Source organism: Marinicrinis sediminis, assembly GCF_042685085.1.
Classification (GTDB): Bacteria; Bacillota; Bacilli; order Paenibacillales; family KCTC-33676; genus Marinicrinis; species Marinicrinis sediminis.
This window is the reverse complement of record NZ_JBHUMM010000009.1, coordinates 19,912-45,084: the sequence shown is the minus strand read 5'-3', so window position 1 is coordinate 45,084 and position 25,173 is coordinate 19,912. Positions and strand designations below refer to the sequence as shown.

21 protein-coding genes and 1 riboswitch are annotated in these 25,173 nt (G+C 50.6%); of the genes, 8 read left to right on the top strand and 13 right to left on the bottom strand.

All coding sequences use genetic code 11. From position 1 onward, the window contains the following. Nucleotides 1-28: 28 nt before the first annotated feature. The gene (locus ACFSUC_RS05720; RefSeq protein WP_379928532.1) at nt 29-664 is read right to left on the bottom strand and encodes a bifunctional 4-hydroxy-2-oxoglutarate aldolase/2-dehydro-3-deoxy-phosphogluconate aldolase; all 636 of its coding nucleotides are present in this window, start codon (nt 662-664) and stop codon (nt 29-31) included. A gap of 619 nt (nt 665-1,283) precedes the next feature. Next, nucleotides 1,284-1,910 (bottom strand): spore coat protein, encoded by a 627-nt coding sequence (locus tag ACFSUC_RS05715; RefSeq protein WP_379928531.1) that lies wholly within the window; start codon nt 1,908-1,910, stop codon nt 1,284-1,286. A 191-nt stretch (nt 1,911-2,101) separates the two neighbouring features. Here ACFSUC_RS05715 and ACFSUC_RS05710 point away from each other — a divergent pair, with 191 nt between their 5' ends. From ACFSUC_RS05710 to ACFSUC_RS05675, 8 genes are all read left to right on the top strand, one after another. Beyond that, complete coding sequence (locus ACFSUC_RS05710) at nt 2,102-3,415, top strand: vWA domain-containing protein (protein ID WP_379928530.1); 1,314 nt, start codon at nt 2,102-2,104, stop codon at nt 3,413-3,415. A 106-nt stretch (nt 3,416-3,521) separates the two neighbouring features. Beyond that, a complete protein-coding gene (locus tag ACFSUC_RS05705; protein ID WP_379928529.1) occupies nt 3,522-4,745 on the top strand; it encodes an MFS transporter in 1,224 nt (407 codons plus the stop codon). Between the two features lie 66 nt (nt 4,746-4,811). Next, nucleotides 4,812-5,024, top strand: a complete 213-nt coding sequence (locus ACFSUC_RS05700; protein WP_379928528.1) for a hypothetical protein — start codon at nt 4,812-4,814, stop codon at nt 5,022-5,024. Nucleotides 5,025-5,265: 241 nt separating this feature from the next. Further along, entirely contained in the window at nt 5,266-6,177 is a 912-nt protein-coding gene (locus ACFSUC_RS05695) for an ABC transporter ATP-binding protein (RefSeq protein WP_379928527.1), read from the top strand. Continuing rightward, nucleotides 6,174-6,938, top strand: coding sequence for an ABC transporter permease (locus ACFSUC_RS05690; RefSeq protein ID WP_379928525.1), 765 nt, complete (start codon nt 6,174-6,176; stop codon nt 6,936-6,938). The genes ACFSUC_RS05695 and ACFSUC_RS05690 overlap by 4 nt, the downstream gene beginning before the upstream one ends. Beyond that, a complete protein-coding gene (locus tag ACFSUC_RS05685) occupies nt 6,935-7,681 on the top strand; it encodes an ABC transporter permease (protein ID WP_379928524.1) in 747 nt (248 codons plus the stop codon). Before ACFSUC_RS05690 ends, ACFSUC_RS05685 begins: the two co-directional genes overlap by 4 nt. Nucleotides 7,682-7,700: 19 nt before the next feature. Beyond that, on the top strand, nt 7,701-8,462 hold the full coding sequence (locus tag ACFSUC_RS05680; protein WP_379928523.1) for a response regulator transcription factor: 762 nt from the start codon (nt 7,701-7,703) through the stop codon (nt 8,460-8,462). After that, on the top strand, nt 8,459-9,853 hold the full coding sequence (locus tag ACFSUC_RS05675; RefSeq protein ID WP_379928522.1) for a sensor histidine kinase: 1,395 nt from the start codon (nt 8,459-8,461) through the stop codon (nt 9,851-9,853). The genes ACFSUC_RS05680 and ACFSUC_RS05675 overlap by 4 nt, the downstream gene beginning before the upstream one ends. A 101-nt stretch (nt 9,854-9,954) precedes the next feature. Here ACFSUC_RS05675 and ACFSUC_RS05670 read toward each other — a convergent pair whose 3' ends face one another. From ACFSUC_RS05670 to ACFSUC_RS05620, 11 genes are all read right to left on the bottom strand, one after another. Then, nucleotides 9,955-10,641, bottom strand: coding sequence for an ECF transporter S component (locus ACFSUC_RS05670; protein ID WP_379928521.1), 687 nt, complete (start codon nt 10,639-10,641; stop codon nt 9,955-9,957). Beyond that, nucleotides 10,629-12,419 carry an ABC transporter ATP-binding protein gene (locus ACFSUC_RS05665; protein WP_379928520.1) on the bottom strand — a complete coding sequence of 597 codons (1,791 nt, stop codon included), beginning with the start codon at nt 12,417-12,419 and terminating at the stop codon, nt 10,629-10,631. Before ACFSUC_RS05665 ends, ACFSUC_RS05670 begins: the two co-directional genes overlap by 13 nt. Continuing rightward, nucleotides 12,410-13,282: an energy-coupling factor transporter transmembrane component T gene (locus ACFSUC_RS05660; protein ID WP_379928519.1), complete on the bottom strand. Its 873-nt coding sequence runs from the start codon at nt 13,280-13,282 to the stop codon at nt 12,410-12,412. Before ACFSUC_RS05660 ends, ACFSUC_RS05665 begins: the two co-directional genes overlap by 10 nt. Next, nucleotides 13,279-14,232, bottom strand: coding sequence for a DUF4430 domain-containing protein (locus ACFSUC_RS05655; RefSeq protein WP_379928518.1), 954 nt, complete (start codon nt 14,230-14,232; stop codon nt 13,279-13,281). Before ACFSUC_RS05655 ends, ACFSUC_RS05660 begins: the two co-directional genes overlap by 4 nt. Before the next feature lie 124 nt (nt 14,233-14,356). Then, a complete protein-coding gene (locus ACFSUC_RS05650) occupies nt 14,357-17,047 on the bottom strand; it encodes an S-layer homology domain-containing protein (RefSeq protein ID WP_379928517.1) in 2,691 nt (896 codons plus the stop codon). A gap of 177 nt (nt 17,048-17,224) precedes the next feature. Next, a riboswitch (cobalamin riboswitch) is annotated at nt 17,225-17,443 on the bottom strand. A 56-nt stretch (nt 17,444-17,499) separates the two neighbouring features. Beyond that, a complete protein-coding gene (locus ACFSUC_RS05645; RefSeq protein WP_379928516.1) occupies nt 17,500-18,219 on the bottom strand; it encodes a lysophospholipid acyltransferase family protein in 720 nt (239 codons plus the stop codon). Between the two features lie 42 nt (nt 18,220-18,261). Then, on the bottom strand, nt 18,262-19,593 hold the full coding sequence (locus ACFSUC_RS05640) for an ATP-binding protein (protein WP_379928515.1): 1,332 nt from the start codon (nt 19,591-19,593) through the stop codon (nt 18,262-18,264). Between the two features lie 246 nt (nt 19,594-19,839). Further along, nucleotides 19,840-21,939 carry a chemotaxis protein CheA gene (locus ACFSUC_RS05635; protein ID WP_379928514.1) on the bottom strand — a complete coding sequence of 700 codons (2,100 nt, stop codon included), beginning with the start codon at nt 21,937-21,939 and terminating at the stop codon, nt 19,840-19,842. Nucleotides 21,940-21,949: 10 nt separating this feature from the next. Next, nucleotides 21,950-22,375, bottom strand: coding sequence for a chemotaxis protein CheW (locus ACFSUC_RS05630; RefSeq protein WP_379928513.1), 426 nt, complete (start codon nt 22,373-22,375; stop codon nt 21,950-21,952). A 57-nt stretch (nt 22,376-22,432) separates the two neighbouring features. Beyond that, the gene (locus tag ACFSUC_RS05625) at nt 22,433-24,034 is read right to left on the bottom strand and encodes a methyl-accepting chemotaxis protein (protein WP_379928512.1); all 1,602 of its coding nucleotides are present in this window, start codon (nt 24,032-24,034) and stop codon (nt 22,433-22,435) included. Then, nucleotides 24,028-25,155: an HD domain-containing phosphohydrolase gene (locus ACFSUC_RS05620; RefSeq protein ID WP_379928511.1), complete on the bottom strand. Its 1,128-nt coding sequence runs from the start codon at nt 25,153-25,155 to the stop codon at nt 24,028-24,030. Before ACFSUC_RS05620 ends, ACFSUC_RS05625 begins: the two co-directional genes overlap by 7 nt. Nucleotides 25,156-25,173: the final 18 nt, after the last annotated feature.

Genomic DNA, 25,173 nt, shown 5'->3' with positions numbered 1-25,173 from the left:
CCATTATTCGGCTATTCGGCGCGCCTGCTCATACCTTCGACAGGCTCTTTACCTGCTCAGACAGCACGCTGGATCTCCTGGTAATTTCGGCGAAATGGCCAGCTTCAATAGAGGGCTGATGGATGATATAGCTACCGATGCCAATGGCATACACGTTTTGTTTCAAATAATCGGTTACGTTATCCACACTGATCCCGCCAACGGCCACCAATGGAATATGTGACAGGGGTCCCTGGATGTCTTTGAGGTAGTTTAGCCCCTGATTCGGGAATAGTTTGACCGCTGATGCTCCAGCCTTCCACGCTCTTACGATTTCCGTGGGAGTCATAGCGCCAGGATAAATGGGTACGCCTGCCTTCGCGGCTGTCTCTATGACCGATTCATCTACATGAGGCGTGACGATATACTGGGCCCCTGCTTCCAGTGCCTTTTCCAGATCGTCTCGATCCAGCACGGTTCCTGCACCAATGAGCATGTCTCCGGGACCTGATTTCCGAAGCTCCGAAATGGTGGTCAATGCTTCCGGTGTATTGAGTGTCACTTCCAGCACGCGTAAACCGCCCTCACTCATCGCTTCCGCCGTACGCAGCAACGGTGCGGTAGATACACCACGTGCAATCACAATCACTTTCTCTTGCCTGATCCGAGATTCTATATCATTCATGGGTGAGAACTCCTTTTTGAGGGTGCTGGTTTTTATTTTACACGTTCCTTGAAAAAAAACCATCCCCATGGTCCCTCTGGACCCTACGGGTCCCTATAGGTCCCTCTAGACCCCCATAGTCCCTCTGGACCCCATAGGTCCCTATGGAACCCTTGGCATAGCCTCACTTGTCCTCGCTTGTCCTTGCTTGCTTCCGGCATGACCTTGATCTCAGCTTGACCTTGACTTGACTTTGGCTTGACCTGACCGCCAGAGGGATTGCATATGCAGAGCTTGCTCGACTCTGCTGACTAGCTGAACCTGCCAGCCTCAAGTATATCTGACTTTGCTATATCTGCCCGACATCATCTTCCCCTTGTTTGCCGCTCTGTATAAAGGTGAAGCATTTTGTTTTGCTTTTCATCAATTCGTTTTTCATAGATTCGTTTTCATCAATTAGATGTCATCTGCTCGCTATTCGTATAAGTAGGAAAATTAGATTATTTTTGCGGAGAAGCCTTGAGACCGATGGAATCAAGGCTTCTCCGCAAATGACAGACCATTTAAACCCGATTCCGTCTCTATGATGCATGGATCAGGAACCACCGATTCAGGCACTGATCCAGGCGGTCACTGCTTCTTAATGGGGTTCGTTGGTATACCGATACGACGGACTGGTGGTTGTTGGATACGCAGGGTAGGTGCTTTGATGACCCTGTGATGCCTGAGCAGGTTGAAAAGCATGCAAATACGTTTTGGCCGTGTGATCCTTCATCGTCGGGATCTGATACGTACCCTTCTGGTTCATATACATGAACACCTCATAAGCTTCATTGGCACACGTAACCGCACTGTTGATCAGCATTTGACGCAAGTTGGGATCAGCGCATTCTACACTGGCTGCCATATGATTTTTGGCAGAATTTTTGTGACAGCTGAGCACGGCAGACGCAATCTGATCCTCATTCAATCGGCCTTGCAAGTGTGGAGATTGCTGTGCCGGATGATCCAGACCGTATTGAATTTGTGACACCTGTACACTTGGCATGGCCTGCGATGTGCTCTGCGGCGAGGCAGAATGTGTGTCATGGGTGTAGGACACAAGCTGATTGTATCCCTGTATGGCGGACTCCCGATGCTTGCGAATCAGATGGGCAAGCTGTTGATCCTGACAATCTTGCAAATAAAGGTCAAAATGATGGATCATGTTGATTTTTTCATCTAGGATTTCATGTGCGGCAACCGTTTCATACGCGCCAAATGGCATGTTTTTTCCCTCCAGGATTTATATTTTGATAAATCGCCATTTTCATGCGATTTCCACCCGTTAATTTCCCCCTTCTCTTTGACTGTATGCATGTCTTTTTCCTATATTTGTGTAACCTTTCCAGCCGTGAGGACGTCTACAAGGTGAAGAGAGAAATAAATTTGAAACACAGACAAAAAGGGGGATTCAACATGCATCAAATCCGATCGATACCTGTCCTGCTGCTTGGAATGCTATGCATGCTGTTGCTCGTAGCAGGGTGCAGCAGCGACGAGAACACAAACCATGCGCTCCAATCGGATACGGGCAATCAGGCTCTCACAGATTCAGCGCCAGAAAACAGAGCCACCGATGAGCCCGTCGAAGCTGGTGAACCGAAATTCGAGACCGATCGAGGCGAAGAGGATCGTCCTGCAAGCCAGCCTGAACCCGTGGAATTGCAGCAACAGGACATCGAGGCGGGAATGCTTACGGCTGGCGAATGGAATGACCTGCAAGAGCGGAATCAATGGCTAACCCTGCTGGCGCAGGATGAATGGAGGAAATACGAACAGACCTGGGGCATGTACACAAGACAGGGGATTACGGTGATGGTTACCGATTCAACTCAGCAGCCGCTGCGCGATGTGCCTGTCATTCTATCTGACGATAGCCAGGACTGGAAAGGTCGAACCAATCAGGACGGGACTGTCACGCTGTTTCCCTTCCATCGCCTTGACCTGCAGGAAGGAACTTCATTTTCGAACCATCCCCTCTCCATTACTGTAGGTTCGGGCAGGAAAGCCGTGCGCCTGACTAGCCAGGAACTGAATGGAGAAGATGGAATGGTGTCCGTTACGCTGGATACAGGGCACAATGAATCAACAAAGTCTAATACGGTGGACTTGATGCTATTGATGGACACGACGGGCTCCATGTCTGACGAACTGTCTTTCATTTCAGCGGAGTTAGAAGATGTGATTCAGCGCGTCCGGCAGTCCTATGAACAGGAGCTGCACATTAGAACCAGCATCAATGTATACCGGGATAAAGGAGACGAATACGTAGTACGCAGCTTTCCCTTTACAGACAGTGTGGATCAGGCCGTTCAATTGCTGAACATGCAAAAGGCTGACGGGGGCGGGGATTATGAAGAGGCCGTTGATGAAGCGCTCTATGAGGCCGTATATGAGCATGAATGGAGTGAGGAGGCCGCAGCCCGCATCTGCTTTTTGATCCTCGACGCTCCGCCTCATGCCACCAGCGAAACCATTTCGGAGCTTCAGCAAACGGTGGCCAAAGCATCAGAGAAAGGCATCCGCATCATTCCTGTTGCTTCCAGCGGAGTCAATCAGATGACCGAGTTTTGGCTGCGCAGCCTGGCCCAAATTACAGGCGGAACCTATGTGTTCCTGACTGATCACAGCGGCATCGGCCATTCTCATCTCCCTGCGTCAGTGGGCGAGTATGAGGTCGAATTCCTGAACGACCTGATGGTCAGGCTGATTACCGAGTATGTTCATTAAACAAGGCTGTATTTCTTCCAGATACACAAGGTGCTATACTAGAGAGAGTCGATCTTCTATCTCGTTGGCTTTCCAGTAGAATGACACCTTGAAAGAAGGAATGGATATGCAGCATTGGAAGCTTAACCTGATCGTTCTTTGGTTCGGTCAATTTCTTGTCATGAGCGGGATGACGATGATCATCCCGTTTTTGCCTTTATACATCCAGGAATTCGGCGTCACCAATCCGGATGATGCAGCCGTTTGGGCAGGTATTATTTTTGCCGCCAATTTCTTGACAGCTTTTCTGTTTCAACCCTTATGGGGGAAAGTAGCGGATATGTACGGCCGCAAGCTCATGATTCTGCGCTCCGGCTTTGGCATGGCCATCGTGATGACGCTGATGGGCTTTTCTACAGCGCCGTGGCACCTGCTGCTCCTGCGCCTGCTGAACGGCATGATCTCCGGCTTTATGCCGGCTGCAACTTCCCTCGTTTCGGCCAATACGCCAAAAGAACACATGGGATTTGCCATGGGTCTGCTCCAGTCCGGAGCCATAGCGGGCACCATCATGGGGCCGTTCATCGGCGGGCTGATGGCGGAATGGATCGGATTTCGAGCGATATTCTATATTACGGGAACCCTGCTGTTCGCAGCCACGCTCGTCGCCTGGATTTTCCTGAGAGAAGATTTCAACAAGAAGCGCGCGATGGCTTCCTCCAGTTTGTCGATTGCAGCTGGTTACAAGCAGCTGCGCCGCATTCCGCAGCTTCCGGCGCTCTTCGGCGTAACGTTCATGATCCAGTTTTCCCTGCTCAGCTCCATGCCTCTATTGCCCTTATTCGTGCAGGAGCTGCAGGGCGACGCCGAGCGGATTGCCCTCTATGCCGGACTGGTCGGATCGGTGACGGGTCTTTCCAATATGCTCGCCTCTCCGATTCTTGGCAGACTGGGGGATCGGATCGGGTCAGAACGCATCTTGAAAATCTCGCTCTTCGGCGCAGCCATCACCTATGTGCCTCAAATTTTCGTGGAGAACATCTGGCAGCTGCTGGCGGCCCGATTTTTCTTCGGTATGTTCGTGGGCGGACTGATCCCTTCGGTTAACTCCCTGATACGCAATCATACGCCAGAAGGTATGGAAGGCAGAGCGTTCAGCTTCAATACGAGTTTTCTGGCCCTTGGCAATATGGTGGGGCCAACGCTGGGCGGCATTGTCGCAGTCTGGTTGAGTATTCGCGGCGTTTTTGCCATCGGAGCGGTCATGCTCCTCCTGAATGCATGGTGGGTGCACCAAAAACTGAGGGCCCATCCTCCGCATTCGCACAATTTGAATGAAACAAGGCCATAACCCAATCCTCATTCGCCCTGGGGCATAGACTGACATGGAATAGACATTTGAGGGAGGATGAATATCATGCATCATATGGAAAACATGCCAAACATGGCGATGCCAGCATACACAGCGGGGGCTAATCAGGCACCCAATTATCCGATGAATGTATCCGATTGCGGATGTCAACCTGTACCTGCCTATCCGACGACGCCTCTTCCGACCAACAACTATGCCCCGTTAGTCCTGGTTCTATTTATTCTGCTCGTGATCATTTTAAGAGGTTTCTACATTTAACAGTCAGCAGACTCCGCCCATGCATAAATGATCCGACCACGGGATGACACTGCATGCGCCCGGACCGGCACATAGGTGCAAAGGTCCGCATGAGAAAAAGAAGCGAGGAAATGAATCCGCGCTTCTTTTTTTTATGGCGATTTGTTCACCTTGAAAATTAAGGAAGAATTAAGATTCGCTAAAAGCAGGTTTAAGATACGGGTACTATGCTAGATACATAAACGATAGGAGGGAATGACTCATGTCTACACCCGTTATTCAGACTCACCAACTGTGCAAATCATTTGGCAGCTTTCAGGCGGTACACAATCTCAATTTAACTGTCAAAGCGGGGCATATCTACGGGTTTCTCGGACCTAATGGAGCAGGCAAATCCACGACCATACGCATGCTGCTCGGCTTGATCCGCCCTACAGCAGGCCACATTGAAATTTTCGGAACATCATTGCAATCCAATCGCATTCCCATTTTACGTCAAATCGGCAGTATGGTCGAAGCCCCTTCCTACTACGGACACCTGACTGCCAATGAAAATCTCCAGGTATCCTGCAAGCTTTTGGGTCTTCCCCAGACCGAAATAGATCGTGTGCTGGAGATTGTCAGACTCATCTCATCCCGCCATAAACTGGTCAAAGCATTCTCATTGGGGATGAAGCAGCGCCTCGGGATTGCACAAGCCTTGCTAGGCTCACCGAAGCTGCTCATTCTTGACGAACCGACCAACGGACTGGACCCGGCAGGAATTCATGAAATTCGGGCACTCATTCAAAGACTGCCTCAAGAATCCGATATCACCATACTGCTGTCCAGTCACTTATTGAGCGAAATGGAGCTGATGGCCAGTGACCTGGGCATTATTCATCAGGGTCGGCTTATCTTCCAAGGTTCAATCCAGTCATTGCGAGATAAAGGAAAATCTGAGCTGCGTCTGAAGGCTTACCCTTCGGAAAAGGCAACCCGGCTGCTTGAAGAGATCGGTCTTCGAACATGGCTTCGTAACGATCAAATTATCTTACAAAATCAGCAGATAGATCCGGCCTCTATTAACCAGTTTCTCATTCATCATCACATTGAAGTTTCCCACCTGAGTCAATATCACGATTCTCTCGAAGATATCTTCCTCACACTGACCGGGAAGGAGCCACAACCATGAATCCCACCCCAAAACTGTTCATCCTGACCATGCTTCATGCAGAATGGATCAAACAAAAACGCAATGGAATCTGGTGGCTGGTCCTCTTGCTCCCGCTCGGAACGACCTTGGCCATGGGACTGGATATGGTTTTGCGCTATGCCGATTATCTACACCCGCAATGGGCGAAGACAGGAGGCACATCCTGGGAGTTATTGCTGGCAGAGAATCATGGGGTTTTAGGATGGGGTTTATTCCTTCCTCTGTTTATCGCAGTGCTGAGCACCTTTATTCATCATGTGGAACTTAAGCAGCCAATGTGGAAGCAATTGCTCGCGATGCCCATTCCAAAAGTCTGTCATTATGCTGCCAAATACACGACAGTCATGCTCTTCAGTCTCATACTGATTATATTGAACAGCGCGGGACTCATCCTGATCGGTTGGCTCATGGACTTTCCTGAACCGTTTCCGCTTCAACTTTTCCTGCAATATATCCTGTTTCAATGGGTGGCGATCTGGGGCGTGGCTGCCATCCAGAACATGTTGAACATCCTTATGAGAAATCCAGTTTTGCCGGTTTGTGCTGCCTTGGCTGGTATGGTTGCTTCCGGTATGCTGCTGTTTCATCCATCCCCAATGGTTGCTGCATTTCCGTATGTTCAAGCCTTTATCGCTGGTGACATGAGTAAGATAGATCCCAGCTATGCGGTATACGGAGGCATCATGTCCAGTATTCTTTTTCAGGCCATTGGCCTATATGGATTCTTGCGAAAGGAATGAAAAAAGATATGCGTGTCCTCATTCAATCTGAATGTATGAAATTGAAAAGGTCCTGGTTGCTATGGATCACGACCCTGCTTCCTGTGTTTGCCGTATTGGAAGGGGTCGCCTATGTTCGGGCTGCCTCGAATCATGAAGCATCCCAGGTGTGGAATTCACTGTATGTCGGCAGTGCTGCGCCATATGTATTTCTTATTCACCCTATTCTGATTACGCTGATATACACGATGACCGCACGAATGGAGCATCAGCAGGACAACTGGAAGCTTCTCTTGAGCAGACCCGTGAACCGTGGACATCTTTATTTGTCTAAATTGCTTGTCGGTCTGTTGCTCATCCTATATAGTATGCTTGTACTCATGATCGCAATGCTGGCAGCCGGATTACTGGAAGGCGCGGATGCCAGCCAGCTTCCTTGGACATGGATTTTTCTCAGACCGCTAATGTCTATCGTGGCTTCTTTACCGATGATTGGACTCATATTCCTTGTAAGTACGGAGTTCAGTCATGCAGGTTGGCCGCTTGCATTGGGTGTTGGTCTATCTCTGCCTGCTATCCTCATTTCCAATTCCGCATCATGGTGGATATTCTATCCATGGTGTTATCCGATTGTAGTGATGCTCGCAGAGACCGGTGACACAGCGAACCAGCTAAACGGGCTGATGTGGATCTGTTTAATCAGTTTTGCGGCCATTTCGGCTGCGGGATACATCCGCTTCCGAAATAAAGAGGTCCTTTCATAATCAAAGGAGTGGATAGACGATGATCCATATTGAAGGACTGCAACAGAAAAAAATACTGCTGGTAGATGACGAAAAAGAAATTCTGCAACTGCTTGAAACCGTTCTGCTAAAGGAAGGCTTTGCTTCACTCTATAAGGCCAGTTCGGGAGTGGAAGCAATCGAACTCTGCAAAACGTATCATCCTGATTTGATTGTGCTGGATATTATGCTGCCCGACATGGAGGGTTTCGAGGTATGCAAGCAAATTCGGACCTTCAGCCTCTCTCCGATCATATTCTTGTCCGCTCGAACCGAGGATATCGACAAACTGATGGGTTTGGGTGTTGGAGGAGATGACTATGTCACCAAACCGTTTAGTCCTAAGGAAGTCGCATTTCGAATCAAAGCGCAACTGCGCAGAAATCAATATCAGGCGCACACTCTCTCACATGTCCCACCTGAGTCGGAAGATTCCAGTATGCAGATCGGTGAGATCGAGATCTTTCCTGAACGGTCGGAGGTGCTTCTGAGAAATAAGCCGGTTACCCTCACGGCAAAAGAGTTCCAGCTTCTCATATGTATGGCACGACATGTCAACCGGATTTTGAGCAAGCGACAATTGTGTGAGCACGTATGGGGTGAAGATGACAATGGCTATGACAATACGATCATGGTTCATATTCGTCATTTGCGAGAAAAGCTGGAAACCGATCCGGGCAAGCCGACATATATACAGACCGTCAAAGGTCTGGGCTACAAGCTCACTGCAGGGAGATCCGAATCAGGGAGATCCGAATCATGAAATGGAAGTTGACGAGCCGCTTTTTAATCGCCATGATCGTGACCATCCTGATTTCATTCGTTTGTCTCTTGTTGCTGGTTGGTTATGTGTTTTTCTACCGAGCCGAAAGCCCGGAAGAGCTTTGGAGTGTTGAAGCCCCCGGTTATACCCTTGAATTTGGCCAACATATTCACTGGAAGGATAACGAAGTGGTGATCTCTCCTGCTAATCTCTCTGAGCTAAAGAGGTACGGCAGCTGGATTCAGGTGTTGGACAAACATGGATATGAAATCTACAGTCGCTATAAACCCGTCCAGGCTCCGCGGCATTATTCTGCTGCACAGATGATTTATTATCACGCCTACTCAGGAGCGCTGGCGAACTACACGCTGTTTGCAGGACAAGTCAAGCATGAGACAGAGACGTTCAGCTATGTGCTGGGTTTTCCAATGGAGACCGTTTCCAAGGCTTCTTTTCATTTCAAACCGGATTCCCTGATAAAAGACACTGGGGTGTTCCTGTTCGGCTCCCTCTTCGTCCTTCTCACCATCACCTGTCTCATCGGTTATGTCTTCAGTACCGGACTGCTCCGCCCAATTATTCAATTGCTAGGTGGAATCCAATCCCTTTCAAAGGGTATTTACCCTTCACCATTTCCTGAAAAAGGCCTGTTTCGAGATGTGCATACCCATCTCAACCAGCTTTCAAAAAGTCTACAACAAGCAGAAAAAGAACGGTTCGCTACCGACAAGATGAGAGAAGAATGGATCTCCAATATCTCACATGATATCAAGACTCCCCTTAGCTCCATCAGAGGGTATTCTGAATTGCTGCAAGATACCGATGACTGGATAACTCCGGAGCAACGAGCTGAATATGCCGGTATCATGCTGGACAAATCTCAGTATATTGAAAGTCTGATTGAAGATCTGAAACTAATCTATCAATTGAAACAAATGGATTTTCAGGAGCGCTTTGTAGATGAAGACCTTGTTGAGCTTGCACGTCAAACGGTTATCGATCTTCTCAATCATTCCACACACGAGGGTTACAATATCTCGTTTTCATCAGAGACGCCATCCATGATGCGGTCATGTCACCGATTGTTGCTGCAACGTGCCATTTCCAATTTACTATACAATGCCATCATACATAACCCGGCCGGAACAGAGGTGAAGGTACACATCACCCGAAATGGAACCATGCTGATCTCAGACAACGGGAAAGGGATTCCATCCGAGGACATGGACAAACTGTTCCAACGCTACTACCGAGGGACGAATACCAGCAGCCTGCACAAAGGCTCCGGACTCGGAATGGCCATTGCCAAGCAAATTGTGGACCTGCATGACGGTGAGCTGGATGTACAGAGTGAAATAAACAAAGGGACCCGGATTTGTATAACCCTGTAGGTCCCTGTCTTTGGCTTTGTCTTTGTTTTTGTCTATATCCAGTATATCCAACCCCACGTTGGTTCATATCAATGAGCGCTGGGACCCTATTTTGGACACGATCATTTTAAAATCTGGTATTTCCGCTTGTAGCGATGTAGCACCTTCATCCAGCTCACCGAAAAGAGCGAGATGAAGAACACATTGCCCAGCGCATGCATGAGATCAAAATAAAAGCTGGCTGCATAATAGGCAAAAAAAGCGCTCCAGGAAAAATCTCCGAGCAAAATGATGACGCCCGACAGATTCATGATCCAGCCAAATAAAAAACCGGCCAGCACGCCGAAGATCAGACGGCCGGACAACGTACGCATCAGCCAGGTATGTCGAAGCATGCCCGCTGCACCTCCCACACTCCCCCAGGCCAGCATTTGCCACAACGTCCAAGGCCCATGTCCGAGAAACAGGTTGGAAACCACCGCAGCGAGAGCACCGACCAGAAATCCTGTTTCTGCCCCAAACACAGCCGCCGTGATCATGATGACAAACGTTGTAGGCTGAATGCTTGGCAGCAGAGCAAACGGAATTCGGCTGACCGCGGCTACCGCTACCAGTACCGCAATGGGCACGACCTCTCTCGCTTCAAGCGAACGAAGCTCAAAACGATGAAAGAATGGCAACAAGAACAGGGTGACAAGCAGGAGCATCAGCAGAACATATTGCTGGGGACGCAAGATTAACAGCAGAAAGAGCAGTCCGCCAAGCAGAAAGTATAGACTGTACCAAATCCGGGTATTTACTGTCGACACAGTCGAATCACATCCTCTGCCAGCAGCGCCTCGGGCAACTGCTGTCGAACGACCCGATTTACGCTGGTCGTATAAAAGTATTGCTGACTGAAAAATGCTCTCGGGCTCGCTTCCGCTGTCACTTCACCGCCAAACAGCATCGCGCAGCGGCTGGCGAAGGCAGCGGCAAACTCCAGATCATGGGTGTTCATGACGATGGTCATTCCGTCGCCGTTCAATTGCTGCAACGCTGCTCCAAGCTCCTCTTTGGCTGCAGGGTCCAGTCCCTTCGTCGGCTCATCGAGCAGCAAGAGCTGTGGCTCCTGCAACAGCAGCATGGCCAGAACAAGCTTCTGCTGTTCACCCCCGCTCAGATCGTAAGGGTGTCGATCCAGCAGTGGCTCCAGGCCAAAAAATTGGGTCCATCTCTCGAGCTTTGCATCTGACTCCCCGGACGGTGAGGTCTGGGAGCCCCGAGGGGACTGAGCGCCTTGAGATGTCAGAGCAACCTGCTGCAGTTCTTCGCGCACCGTTTCATGCAGGAAGTGCAGATACGGAGTTTGGGCCATATAACCGATCATCCCGATTCGATCCTGTGCCGGCCATTTCCCCAGCTTCTTGCCGTGCCATTCGATGTGCCCATGGATCGGATCTTCAAGTCCGGCAAGCAGTTTCATCCAGGTGGATTTGCCTGAGCCATTCGCGCCAAGCATACACACCCAGTCCCCCTGCTCAATCTTCATTTCCAGTCGATTCAATACCCATGGCGCGTGCTTGTCATATTTAAAGGACACATCCTTGCAGCAGAGCAACGGGGTTTTGCGGTCTCTACGGGCATCCGCACTAAAATCGGGTGGAACATCCGCAAATAAACGGGAAGAATGGGAATTCAGCGATTCGTGATCTGCCTCTGTGCGCAGCTGACAAATCGACTGGCCCGACTCCATCCACCATTTCCGTCCATCCTTCACCGTTAAGGGGACTGTACCGACCCACCTGCTGTCAGATTGATTCACTCCCTGGCTCCATTCCAACTCCCGATGAAGACTCAGACATAGCTTCGGCACCTGCGGGATATATCGTCTTGTCGGATATTCCATGCTATGCTGCCACCACAGCTGTTCCAGAAAGGGAGCAGGCTTCGCCTTGGCCATAACGCGTCCTTCCTGCATCATCACCACCTGATCAGCCATCGGAAGCACATCCTCCAGTCTGTGCTCGCTTACGATCATCGTCATGCCCATCTCCTCGTGCAGTCGCTGGAGCAGTTGCATGAATTCCTTCGCTGCCACCGGATCGAGCTGAGCGGTCGGTTCATCGAGAAGCAACACTCGCGGCTGCATCACGAGAACTGCGGCCAGATTCACCTTCTGTTTCTGCCCGCCAGACAGTTCATGAACGGAACGATGCATCCAGTCCGCCATGCCAAAAAACTGGACAATCTCCGCAATTCGCTCTCTCATGATCGACTGGGGAACGCCATTGGATTCCAAACCAAAAGCCAACTCATGTTCCACCGTCTCGGACACAATCTGACTGTCCGGGTCCTGCATGACCAATCCGATTCGCGGTTCCTGGAGTAGATACGGCTTTCCCTGAAACCGAATGGCGCCCTGAAAGGAACCTGCCGGAGTCAGTTCCGGCTTCAGATGTCGGAGCAGGGTGGATTTGCCGCTGCCTGAAGCTCCGCACAGAAGCACCATCTCCCCTTCCTCGACCCTGAGATCGACAGCAGACAGGGCAGGCCGCTCTTCGCCTGCATAAGTAAAGCTAAGCTGATCGATCTCGATTAACGCCATCGAAGTCCCTCCCTTGTTTCCATCCACAGCGGCAGGGCATGAAGCATAAGCAGCAAGCCCATCATCCATCCGTCTCCACTGTGCATCATTTCCTGTTCCATAACGGGATAAATCTCCAGTCGCCCATGTTGCAGCATCCAACCCGTCAGCAATGCGGTAACCAGGACCACAAATCCAGCGGCATGGACAGAATCTGCCACGGACCAGCGGTATCTGGCATAGCTGGTTCGGTGGCCTGAACCATACCCTCTGGCTGCCATAGAATCCGCCGTCTGTACTGCCGACTCCATCGACCAGCTGAGAAGGGTCTGCACCTGCTTCATACCATTTTGCATGCGTTGCTTGCGAGGCCCCTGTCGAATACTCATCCCCCTGGCGGCATGGACCTGGGCGATCGATTTCAACCGTTTGCGGTACAGCGGCACAAAGCGAACAGCCAGGGACAGGATCAGGGTTACCTTAGGTGATACACGGGCAAACAGATACAGCAGCTTGGGTGTGGACAGGATCGCCTGCATATTTACAAACAACAGCAGCATCGAAACGATCAACAAACCATTGGTGGCCCCATACCATACCGCTTCACCTGTAATCGGCTGATCCATGAAATAAAACAGGATCATGGCTCCTCGGTGATTAAATAAAGGATTCATCAACGTTACAAAGAGCCAGACGACGAGCAGCAGCAGAAATCTGCGTCCACTACCCGATAACCCGTGCCAGACGAGATGCAATGCCGCTTGCACAAGTGCGACACCCAGCAGCAGCAAGGGATGAAAAAACAGCATGATTGTGCCGGCACTGACAAGCATATACAGCCAGCCCGTTAACGGATGCAAATGTCTGAAGCCATAGGAAATCATGAGGCTTTCGCCTCTTTCGTATAACGCCATTCAATCGTATCGCCTGGCGACAACTCCATCGTTCCGGCACTTTTGTCTATATCATCCCCGTTGACGGTATACGTCCACCCGCTAGTCGGGCCATGATCGAATTCATACAGATTATCAATACCTTCTACATAGGCCAGGGCTCCACGTCCGCGATATTCCATCTGAATACGGCGCGCTTTCGTTTCCCGTTTGAGCACATCCAGGACGCTATCTCCGTCCTCGATTTCCACCTGCACATTCAGAATCTCCTCGCCGTCCAATCCTTGAATCATCAAGGCAACCTGCGGCTCGGTCTGTGCTTGCTTGGAAGATTCGCCAGCAGGCTTTTGGGGAGCAGCGGTGGAGGCAGCAGGCTTATCCGACGTCACAGGCGTAGACGAGTACCTATTCGATTCCGGTGTGTTCTGATCTGAATTTGATTTTGATGTTTCTGATGAGCCCGAAGATCCTGAAGAACCCAATGATTCAGAAGATCCAGAAGAGCCTGAAGAGCCCTTAGATCCTGATGAAGCAGTTGATCCTGCCGAGCTGGCTGATCCTGCAAAGCGCTGCTGATCAGACGGGGATTGATCCTTCTCTTCCGAACGGGTATCTGATCGCTCGGCATCAGCCTGCTTTCCGACATCCTTGTGATCGGAATCGTTCGTCCACTCATCCGCAGATTGTACGGGTTCAGTATCGGTTGTGGAGGATTCCGACTGCGTTTCCACTGGTGATTCGCTTGCCGGATCAGAAGGGGATTCTGCTGCCTGGGTCTGAGCGTTAGGAGGAGTCGATTCAACGTTTGCCGGAATCGTAGTCTGATCCTTCACTCCGCATGCGGACAGCAAGAGAACCAGTAACAGCACGCCGGTCAGCCAGCCCATCCTATTCGTCAAACTTGTCTTCACGCTCTTTTCATTGATTCTACGCTCGTTCATATTCATCCTCCTGAAAAGGGGAAAAAGAGCCCCTCTTTTCGGGCTCTTTCACCAGATGCAATCGTTGCCTGTCATCCTCAGTCTATATGCAATCTAACAATCTCTCATTTTGTTCATTTATACGTTACGGCAATCGCAGAATGACGGCTGCTGCCATTTCTCTCGTTACGGACATCTGCGGCATAAACGAATCCTGATAGCCGATGATATATCCGTTTTCTGCTACGGTTTCAATGTATGGCACATAGGCCGCATCGATTCCGGTCAGATCCGTATAATCCGAAGCGGTTCGAGTAGACTCCAGCTTCAGCGCCTTGGCAATCCAGGTCGCCATTTCTGCTCTCGTAATGGCTTCCTGTCCACGGAAGGCCATATCGGCCTGCACATATCCGGCTTCCAGCGCCGCAGCAGCTTCATCCGCATACCAGGCATTCACCGGTACATCTGGCAACATCCCTTCCGAAAATGTTGCCGCAAAGCCCAGAGTTCGATTCAGGAGCGCTGCAAATTCAGCTCTGGTGAGTGATTGCTTCGGAGCAAACACCAGTTTATCCGCTCGAACGCCATACAGCCATCCCCGTTTAACTGCTTCTTCCACAGATTCATAGGCCCAGGCTGCGATCTCCTTATGATCGGTGAACTGCGCAGCACGGGAAGGAGCAACATGTAGCGTGCCGGTTTCCTTAATCACCTTGGCGCCTGTATCGCGGTAAGCTTGAACTTCCCAATTGAAAGTTCCCGCTTCCATCTCTGTAAAAGCAGCGATTCCCTGCTCGTCGGTGGTCACGAACTTCTCGCCCATCCACACATCCACCCCGGCTGCAGGAGTAACAACAGGCACACCTTGCTCCCAGTCCCAGCTCTGCTGCCGGACAGTGAAGGTGACCGCATCGCCTGCCTGTGGAACCGCTGGCTGAATGGCCACATCAGCAATCTTTGCTGTACCATGGTTGTAATAGACAATCAGTTCATCACCTGCCATTAGCGAAAAATCGGCCATCGCCCCATAGGTGCTCTCCGGCACATAGGACCCATCCCGCTTCACCGCATAATTCCAGCCGTCCCATCCGCCATACTTTCCCTGCTCCAGGTCATCTATGGCGGTTACATAGGTGCCGAACGAGGAGTCTGCCACTTCATACGCCACATCTGCTTGCTCAAGAGCGGCTTCCAGCGCCTCCAGTGCATCGCCTGCCATTACTGCCTGCTTCGTCAACGTCCGGTCGGTCGTTTCTACCCGCACATGGACGGGAACCGTTTCCGGTGCAACTTGCAGCGTCGTCCGGTAATTAATCGCGGCCCATGATGAATCGTCCGCTTCCGTTCTCACTTCAACCGTATGCTGGCCTGCTGCCAATCCAGTTGCCTGAATCTGTCCCTGTTCATTCGTGTTCCATTGTTTGCTGCCGATCTTCACCTGCGCATCTGCAAGCGGCTGCGCCTCATAGCGGCTTTCTTCCCAATTCCACACCTGTCTCTCTACAGTAAGAACCGCATCCTGCCCGGCCTGAATCATGTCCGGTGCCTGTACGGAAGTCAGTCCGGTTCCGATATTGTAATAGACGTACAACTGATCCCCATCTTGCAAATGGAAATCGGCCATCGCCAGAAACTGATTGCCTGGCAGCCACTCTCCACTACGCTCAATCGCGTAATTCCAGCCGTCGTAGCCGCCATATGTCCCTTGCTCCAAGCCATTGATCATGGTCACGTAAGCACCGAAGGAGGAATCCTGGATGGTATACGGCCAATTCTCCAGCTTCAACGCATCCTGCAACGCCTCCAGTGCCTCTACTGCCTCAACCTCACTGGTTGCCGACCATAGCTGCGGACCAGAGATATGCACCACGACATCTGCCTCAGCCAGCCCTTCATACAGTCCTGGCTGCTCCTGCAGATACAGGGTGTAGGCCGTGAGAGCCAAAAACGCCTGTTCGGTGGCCATGTCATTACCGACTTCTCCCTGAACGTGTGCATATTGTCCCGAATCGGTACGGTAAGACAACAGCTGTTCGATCAGACTGACGCCGTCTCGTGAAAAGCGCTCACCAGCCGGATCTATGCCGACGGAAGCCAGGCCAATCACAGCCTGGGCAATACTTTCCGAAGCGGTCTTGTTCTGGAATCCGTCTGCCAGCCATTGCTCATCCAGCCACTGTACACCGCGATCCATCGCGTCCTGTACGCCCGCATAGGCATCGAACCCGCTGAGCGCGGACAAGGCCATCCCGGTCATATCCGGATCACTGTCTCCGTCTACGGTCAAGGACCAGCCGCCATCTTCATGCTGCGCCTGTACCAGCCAGTAGACCAGTTTCTCCACGTTCCAGTCCAGCTGTTCAGAAGTGGCCATCTCCGGGTAGCCCATGGCTTGCAGGGCTATCAGGGCATACATGACCCCGTTTGTCCCCTGTTTCGTCATCCCTTCGTGCGACAGCAGATCCTTCAGCAACGGATAGCCGTATACCTGTTCGTCCTCCCAGCCGCTAGCAACTAGGGCAATCAGGGTTTTCTCCAGATCCGTTACCAGCCGATACTGGCCTCGTTTCTCAACCACAGATGCAAGGATATGTGCCTGATAATTCGAAGGCAGCGTGTATCCGGCACGTACGAGTCCTGCTGCGGCCCATGGCGAAAGCGGCTCCTTTTTCTCCAGCATACCCGCCACTTGTGCCAGGCTTTCCTCTACCTGCTTGTGTACGGATGCGGCTGACTGATCAGAAGCCGCTCCGATTGCAGCGGTGGACAGGGTGCTGATCATCAGCAACATGACCATCCAGCCTGCTATCATTTTTTGAAATGCGTGTGTTCTCATCCTTTGTTTCCCCTCTCTCCATTGTGCTGCCTCAAAAAGACATAAAAAAAACTTCTCCTGTGCGGGAGAAGAATGTTCATCCAATATGCAGTGGCCGCGCGTTTGGAACAAAGATCCTCACGCTCTAACCGTCACCTGTCACGGATTGAACACCCTCCTATTCCTCGTAGGATTTGCTGGTGTTGCATACACAAGGCAGGTCTCCTGACTCAAGCATCATCGTTCTGCTGCTGTCTTCCCGCTTCAACCAGTTTGTTGAAACAGTGACGTGCATGCAGCGAACTGCTCTATTACAGTGGCGGGACCGTGTCGGATTTTCACCGAACTTCCCTTTTAAGCGCAATGATGCAATCCGGAGGATCACATATTTGCGGCACCTTGTCTATTTGGCTATGAATCTAGCATTTTCGTTTATCTTGATCTTGACTTGTCTCATCGTAGCATGGACTGTGCTATTTGTCCAACTCCTGCCTGATCCGTGCATGTACACGATCCGGAAGCTCCGCAGACTCTTCCTTGGTCAATTCTGCCGTTTCGATCGGAGGGGTGAAGATCACTTCTACCTGCTGATGCTTGTTCAGCTTTCCATCCTGCAGCAGCCGATAAGAATTCTTGATTACGACCGGTACAACGGGCGCTTTGGCTTTCAAGGCAAGCTTGAAGCTGCCCGCTTTGAAATCTTTCAATTCACCCGTCTTGCTCCGCGTTCCCTCAGGGAAAATAATCATATTATAGCCGTCTCGCAAAACCTGAGCCCCTTCGTTAATCGCTTTCAAGGATTGCCTCGGGTTGCTTCGATCCATGAAGATACAATGGATATAGCTCATCCAGTTCCCGATAATCGGCATTTTTTCGAGTTCCTTCTTGGCAATAAAACCGGATGGTGCCGGTACCGCGTGCATAATAATCGGGATATCAAAGATGGCCTGGTGATTGCTGACAAACAAGACGGATTGATCCTTCGGGACGTGTTCCAGCCCCTTCACGACGACCTCTGACTGAATCAGTTTGAATATATAACGGGACCAGTCCTTGGACTGACGATAGGCAACGGCTGTGCTGCCCGCGATGTCTCCCTTTTTACTTAATCGTTTCGCTTTGAAATAGTTCGGCAATGTCGTCACCATATAACCGGAAAAGCGAGCAAGATAGAGCAGGTTTTTCAGTTTCAAAACAAGACTCCTCTCTGGTTCTTAAGCCTGATACCAGAACTATTATACTGTACTCCCTACCGGTTGAAAAGAGGAAGTGTCTTCTGGCAGCTTGATGATAAAGTGGGTTCCGATGTTCTTCTGGCTCAGTACCTCGATCTTTCCGTTCATCGCCTTGATAATCTGGAAGCAGACCATCAGACCCAGGCCCGTACCGTTTTCCTTGGTGGTGTAAAAGGGCATGCCCAGCCTTTTGACTTCCTCCGGACTGAGTCCAATCCCGCTGTCCTGAATCTCGATCCAGATCTTGTCTTCCTTCCGATAGGCGGTGATATGCACGGCTTCCCCTTCCGGACTGGCTTCGATGGCGTTCTTGATCAAGTTGATCAGCACCTGATTCAGCTTCTCAGGTATGCCGGAAACGAGCATTTTCTCTTCTACTTCATAGGTAATAGAGATATTATTCAGCATGGCGAAGGAGGAGATAATCTCCATGACGGACTGAATCTGTTCGCCGATATTGATCTTTTCTTGCTTCTCCAGTCTCGGTCTGGCGAGGGTCAAGTAATCATTGATAATACTTTCAGCCCGGTCCAGCTCCTGAATCATCAGCTTCAAATATACCTTTTTACTGTCCGGCACGAAGGCTTCCCTATCAAAAATTTGCATAAAACCGCGAACAACCGTCATCGGATTGCGAATTTCATGGGCGACGGATGCCGCCAGGTGACCGATAATGTTCAATCTCTCGGCTTTCTGAATCTCCAGTTCCATCAGTTGCTTCTCCCGGATGTTCTCGACCATGTGAATAATCATCCAGATGGAAATCATGCTCACCAGCGGATAGAGGATATACAGGATAGCCGATTCTGTCGTCATCACCGCGCCCCGATACATCGACATGACGTACAGATTATACAGACTATGGAAGATCGCAGCCAGACAGATCAGTGTCGTAAAGAAAGAGATCTTCAACAGTCGGTTGGCATCTGGATAACGTCGCTGGAATAGATAGGTAAACAGCAGGACAAATCCGTTATTGAGCATGGCAAACCAAAGGTCCTGGGCCGAAACAACCAGCTTAAACACGATAAGGGAGAAGAAGGCAATCGCTCCGGCGGCCCATCCCCCATACAGAAAGGAGATGACCAGCGGAACACTGTACAGCTCGAAGAGGAGATCCCCCTGTACGGAAACGGGGAAGATGATACACAGCAGAATGCCGAGACTGCATACGAGACCGACAAGATGATAGCGGCATTTCCCCTGTGTCTGCAAACTGTTTTCCCGAATCCAGAAAGCTTGCAGTACAAACACAGGAAATAAGACAATTAATACTTGCAGCAGTAAATCCTTCACACTCGACAGGATCTCATTCAGCAATGTCCATTCCATAGCATTACCCCTTGAATTGCAATTGTCTTCCTCATTCTATCATGTTATTTTACAAAAAATGCACATTTCAAGAAATGCACATTCCAAAATCAACGCTCAAATCCGCAGATTCTGCGATGCGGAAATATCAAAATGGTATGAAGTTCTTCCCTATGACCTACTGAAATTCCTGCCTGAGGATCAAGGAATCTGTGAAATCAGCAAAAAAAGGGCAGCTTAAGTGCCCTTTTTGCCAGGATGAGATGCTTATATTTTGAAGATGCCGGAAACCTCGAGAATCAAGGCAACTTGTCCGTCGCCCAGAATCGTCGCACCCGAAATGCAAGGCACGTCCCCTACATAACGGCCGAGGGATTTCACCACGATGTCCTGGTTGCCGATCAGTTCATCCACGACCAGCGCGACCCTTTTTTCCGCCATGCCCAGAATGACGATCGATTTGTGTGTCTTCGTCTGGACGGGTTCATCGATGCCAAAATGCTGATGAAGACTGATAAGCGGATAAATTTCCTCACGAATATGGATCACAGGCTGACCCTGCAGCCACTGGATCTCATCTGCTGCGACTCTGACACTCTCCATGACGTGATTCATCGGCACCACGTATTTCCGATCCACCAGCTTGACCATCAAGCCGGGAATAATAGCGAGTGTAAGCGGCAGCTTGATCTTGAACTTCGTCCCCTGTCCGACGGTAGAGGCAATATCGATAATGCCGTTCAGCTTCTCGATATGAGATTTGACGATATCCATTCCGACCCCTCTGCCGGACACGTCACTCAGCTCGGCCGAGGTAGAGAAGCCCGGACGGAAAATAAGCTGAATCGATTCTCTCTCGGACAGTCCCTCTGCTTCCTGTTCACTGATGACCCCTTTTTGGACGGCGGATTGACGAATGCGGTCCGGATCGATTCCCTTCCCATCATCCTCCACGACAATGACGACCTGGTTCTCCTCCTGGGATGCCCGGATCGTCAGCCTGCCCTGTGCAGACTTGCCGGCTGCAACTCGCTGTGCGGGCAATTCCAGTCCGTGATCGAGCGCATTCCGGATCAAGTGAATGAGCGGATCACTGATTTCCTCGATAACCGTGCGGTCCAGCTCGGTCTCGCCTCCCAGCAGCACGACTTCCACTTCCTTGTCCAATTTCTTGCTCAGATCACGAATCATGCGCGGAAAGCGGTTGAACAATTGATCAATCGGCAGCATTCTCACCTTGGTCACCTGATCCTGCAAGTCTTCAATGACGCGGGAGAAATGATCCGAGATTTGTTCAAGCTGAACGATGGAATCATCGTTGCGATACCGCTGGTTAAGCGTGTGCTCGACCTGCTGCAGGCGTGTCTGGTCAATGACCAATTCTCCGACGAGATTCATGAGATTTTCCAATCGATCCACGTCCACTCGAATCGTCTGCTTTTTGTGGACAGACATGCCTCCTGCTGAGCCTGAGATGGAAGCCGAGCTGGTTTCCTTGGAAGCCGCTTCCTTCCGCTCGATGCTACCCAGCTCTATCCCCTCGACCCGATTGACCTTGACCGTGTCCACGTCTGTCATGGTTTGCAGTTTGGTCTGTATAGACGCTGCCGTGCCCTCACAGGCATATAGGCCAACCAGTTCGTTTCCGACTGATTCTTCCATGGTGAGCAGTTCATCCATAGCCGGATGAGTCAGCACCCACTCACCAGAAGCGGCCATTTCGTTGTAGATGATTTGCATGCGTGCTTCCTTCATCAGACAGTCCGATTTTACATGCAGCTCGATGACATACACGTGCCAGCCCCGTTGCTCGTACTCCTGGATTTTCAGCTGCTCATCCAGACTGAGCCCACGGTGATAGGCCGTACCTGATCCTCCGATCGATTCCATCGAATCGGCGACGTCTTCGTCAGCACCCTTTCTCACTGGATCAGAAGATTGAACGGATGAAGATGGAGAAGTCGGTTCCTGTGCCGATGATGCAGGTTGAATAAAGGACTGCAACTTGCTCACCAGCTGCGCAATAGACAGATATTCTTCCACACCTTGCTCAACCTGCTTCTTCAAAGTATGCAACCCATCGGTACATTCGAACAGCAGATTCGTCAAGCTGTCCGTAACAGTGAGCTGATTGGAGCGCACCTTGTCGAGGACATGCTCCATCGTGTGCGTCAATTCCTTGATTTCCTCGTAGCCCATGACGGCGGAGGAGCCTTTCACTGTATGCGCAGCGCGAAACAAAGTTCTCACTGCCTCTCCAGGCTCTTCTCCCCGTTCCAGACTCAGCACCTGCTCGTCCATAAGCTGAAGCTGTTCATCGAATTCTTCCAGAAACATATGTTTGAGTTCTGCCATGTCGAATGACATTTTCTTCACCTCACTGATGGAGCACTTCCTCTAGTTTTAATATCCCGACCAGTCCGTCATCTGTCACACCGACGCCACTCAGAAACTCGCCACTGATATCGTCCGATTGCACCGGCGAAGGCTGAACCTGTGAAAAATACGTGACTTTATTGACTTTATCCACGACAATCCCGACGGTGTCGTCTTCAAGGTTGACCACGACAATCCGGGTCGCCTTGTCATAGGGCAGTTCCGGCAAGCCAAATCGGTTCCGCAGACTGATCACCGGCACGATGATGCCCCGGAGATTGATGACACCCTTAATATGAGGACGACTGTTCGGAATCTGCGTAATATCCTGAATTTTAATAATTTCGTGGATATCCTGAATCATCAGCGCGTATTTTCCGTCATCCACGGTAATTTCTACATATTGGTGGCTGTGTGCCTCTGACACGGTCACCCCTCCTTCCATCACTTACTTTACTCCCTGCACAGGATGCTGAATATGCCCTTATTTCAATTTGAAATGATTAATCAATTCGTTCAGTTCTTCTGCCAGGGTGGCCAGTGATTGTGAGGCATGGGCCGTCTCTTCTGCACTTGCCGCAGACTGTTCGGTAGCCGCTGCAATGTTCTCAACGGTCTGCAGAACTTCCGTAGACTGTGCAGCCTGTTCCTCACTTGCAGAAGCAATTTCCACTACTTTGCCGGAGGTATCGTGGATCATATGTACAATACCAGCGAATGCCTTGCTGGATTCAGCCGAAGATTGAACGCCCTTCTGAACCGCCTCGGAGCTCGAATGTGTGCTTTGCTGCATCTTCTTGATGAGGGCTGCAATCTGCTTGGTCGCATCGCTGCTGCGTTCTGCCAGCTTGCGGACTTCATCCGCCACTACGGCAAATCCCCTGCCCTGATCTCCTGCGCGCGCGGCTTCAATCGCCGCGTTCAGTGCGAGCAAATTGGTCTGTTCGGCAATATCATCAATCATCTCGATAATGTCTCCGATCTGATTGGCATCTTCCCCGAGTTTCAGCATATGTTCATTCACCTGAAGCAGGTCTTCCTTGGACTGATTCAAAATGCTATCGCCTTCGTTGGCTGTTTTGGCAGTCTGTTCAAATATCTCAGCCGCTGATTCAGCATGGATCGCAACCGAGTTGATAGCCTTGGACAGTTCGGTCAATAACTCATTGACGTTCTGTGTATGCTTGGATTGATCCATGCTCCCCGATGCGATCTGCTGGGTACTGGATGAAATTTGCTGACTGCCTGCAGCGACGCTTTCGGCAGACAGCTTCACTCGTTCAACAAGCGCCCTCAGGTTATGCTGCATGTCATTGACGGAATTAGCCAGTGTGCCCAGCTCATCCTTTGTCGTAATCACCAGTGGAGGATGACTGAGATCCCCTTCGGCAATTTTTCCGGTTGCATCGACGACGTGCTGTATATTTCGAATAATCAATCGGATCATCCACAACCCAACTACAATGGCTGCGGCCAAGGACACCACGGATATGACGATCATGCTCGTCACCGATTGATTGACGCGATCTTCATTGACATGCATTTCTTCCGCTGCGTACATCTCCAGTCCTTCACCGATCACGTTGAGATGCTGCCTAGCATCCTCGAACAGTGTCATTTGCAACTCTGCGTCATACTCACCGATTTGCCCAAACAACCCTTCATTCCCCGTCATCCAGGCTTGAATCTTCTCCTGGAACAATTGGAAATGCTCGGTTAATTCTTGACTGGAACTACCCTGGTATTCACCCAGGCCGTGTGTGTTGCCATTGACCAGTTCTTCGGCCTGCTGAACCCGATCGAGTACCTGCACCATGTTCTCATCATAGGATTGTTGAAGTTCCTCCTGATTGACGGCTCCTTCCCATTGATAACGATCCATCGCTTCCAGCGCCTGATACAGATCACGGTCTCCGTTGAGAATCAGGTTGCTGATCTGAAAAGTCTGGGAATAGAGGGAATAGACGAGATCCTTGTATACCTGATTGAGACTGTTCGCCCCAATTGTGGCGGCAACGATGAGGGCAATGAGCGGGATGACAAACATGGTCATCATTTTTTTCCTGAGTGTAAAACTGTTTAGCATATGGAATCCTCCTGTTGATCATAATTGGACGAGATGATGGACGATCTCGTGAAAGCGGACAAAGGCGGCATTTGGTCAAATTGCTTCTTGATCGCTACGATTTGGGGCTTGATATGTACGAATAACTGGACCAGTTCAGGGTCAAAGGCGATCTCGCTCTGTGCTTCAATCTCCTCAAACGCATCATCCACCTCCCATGCCTGCTTATAGGGTCGATCTGAGACCAGGGCATCAAACATGTCACAGATGGCCGTAATTCGACCATATAAGGGAATTTCATATCTTTTCAGTCCAAGCGGGTACCCGCTGCCGTTCCATTTCTCGTGATGTGTAAGGGCGATTGTTTCGGCCAGCTGTATCACCTTGCTGGAGCTGTTGGACAGCAAATAGGCTCCGAGTTTCGTATGCCATTTCATGGTCTGCCATTCTGCTTCGTTGAGCTTTGATGGCTTCATCAAAATATGATGGGGTATACCGACTTTGCCAATATCGTGGAGGGTGCTGGCATAACGAAGCAGCCTGCACTGCTGAGGGTCAAGACCTGCTGCCTTTCCCAGTTCCTCTGCGTACAGACTCATTCGCTTGATATGCATCCCCGTGTTGTCGTCATACATGCTGGCTACGAGCCCGAGACGGTCCAGAATCTCAATCTGTGCATTCTCGGCATGTTGCTTCTGCTCCTGTACGAGTCGCTCCAGTTGTTCGTTCGCCGTCTGCAATTGGTCACTCATCAGCTTGATCTTCAGGGCGTGTTCAATCCGCAGCATCAACTCTGCCTGATCGAATGGCTTGCCGATAAAATCATCAAATCCAAGCTCCAGTGCTTTCAGCTTGTTGTCCCGATCATCTGCTGACGTCATCATCAGCACCGATATTCGCTTCAGATCGCTTCCTTTGATCTGTTCAAACAGATCGAATCCGTTCAAATAGGGCATGTTCAGGTCAAGCAGAACAAGATCCGGCTGGCAAAGTTCTATAAGAAGCATGACTTCTCTGGCATCGCTCGTTGCACATACATACGGAAACCCGTGGTGCTCCAAAATTCGGCACAGTAATCGAACATTGGACTCATGGTCATCCACCACCATGATTTTTGCATGCCTCATGTTGATTTCCTGCATCCGAATCCCTCCGATCGT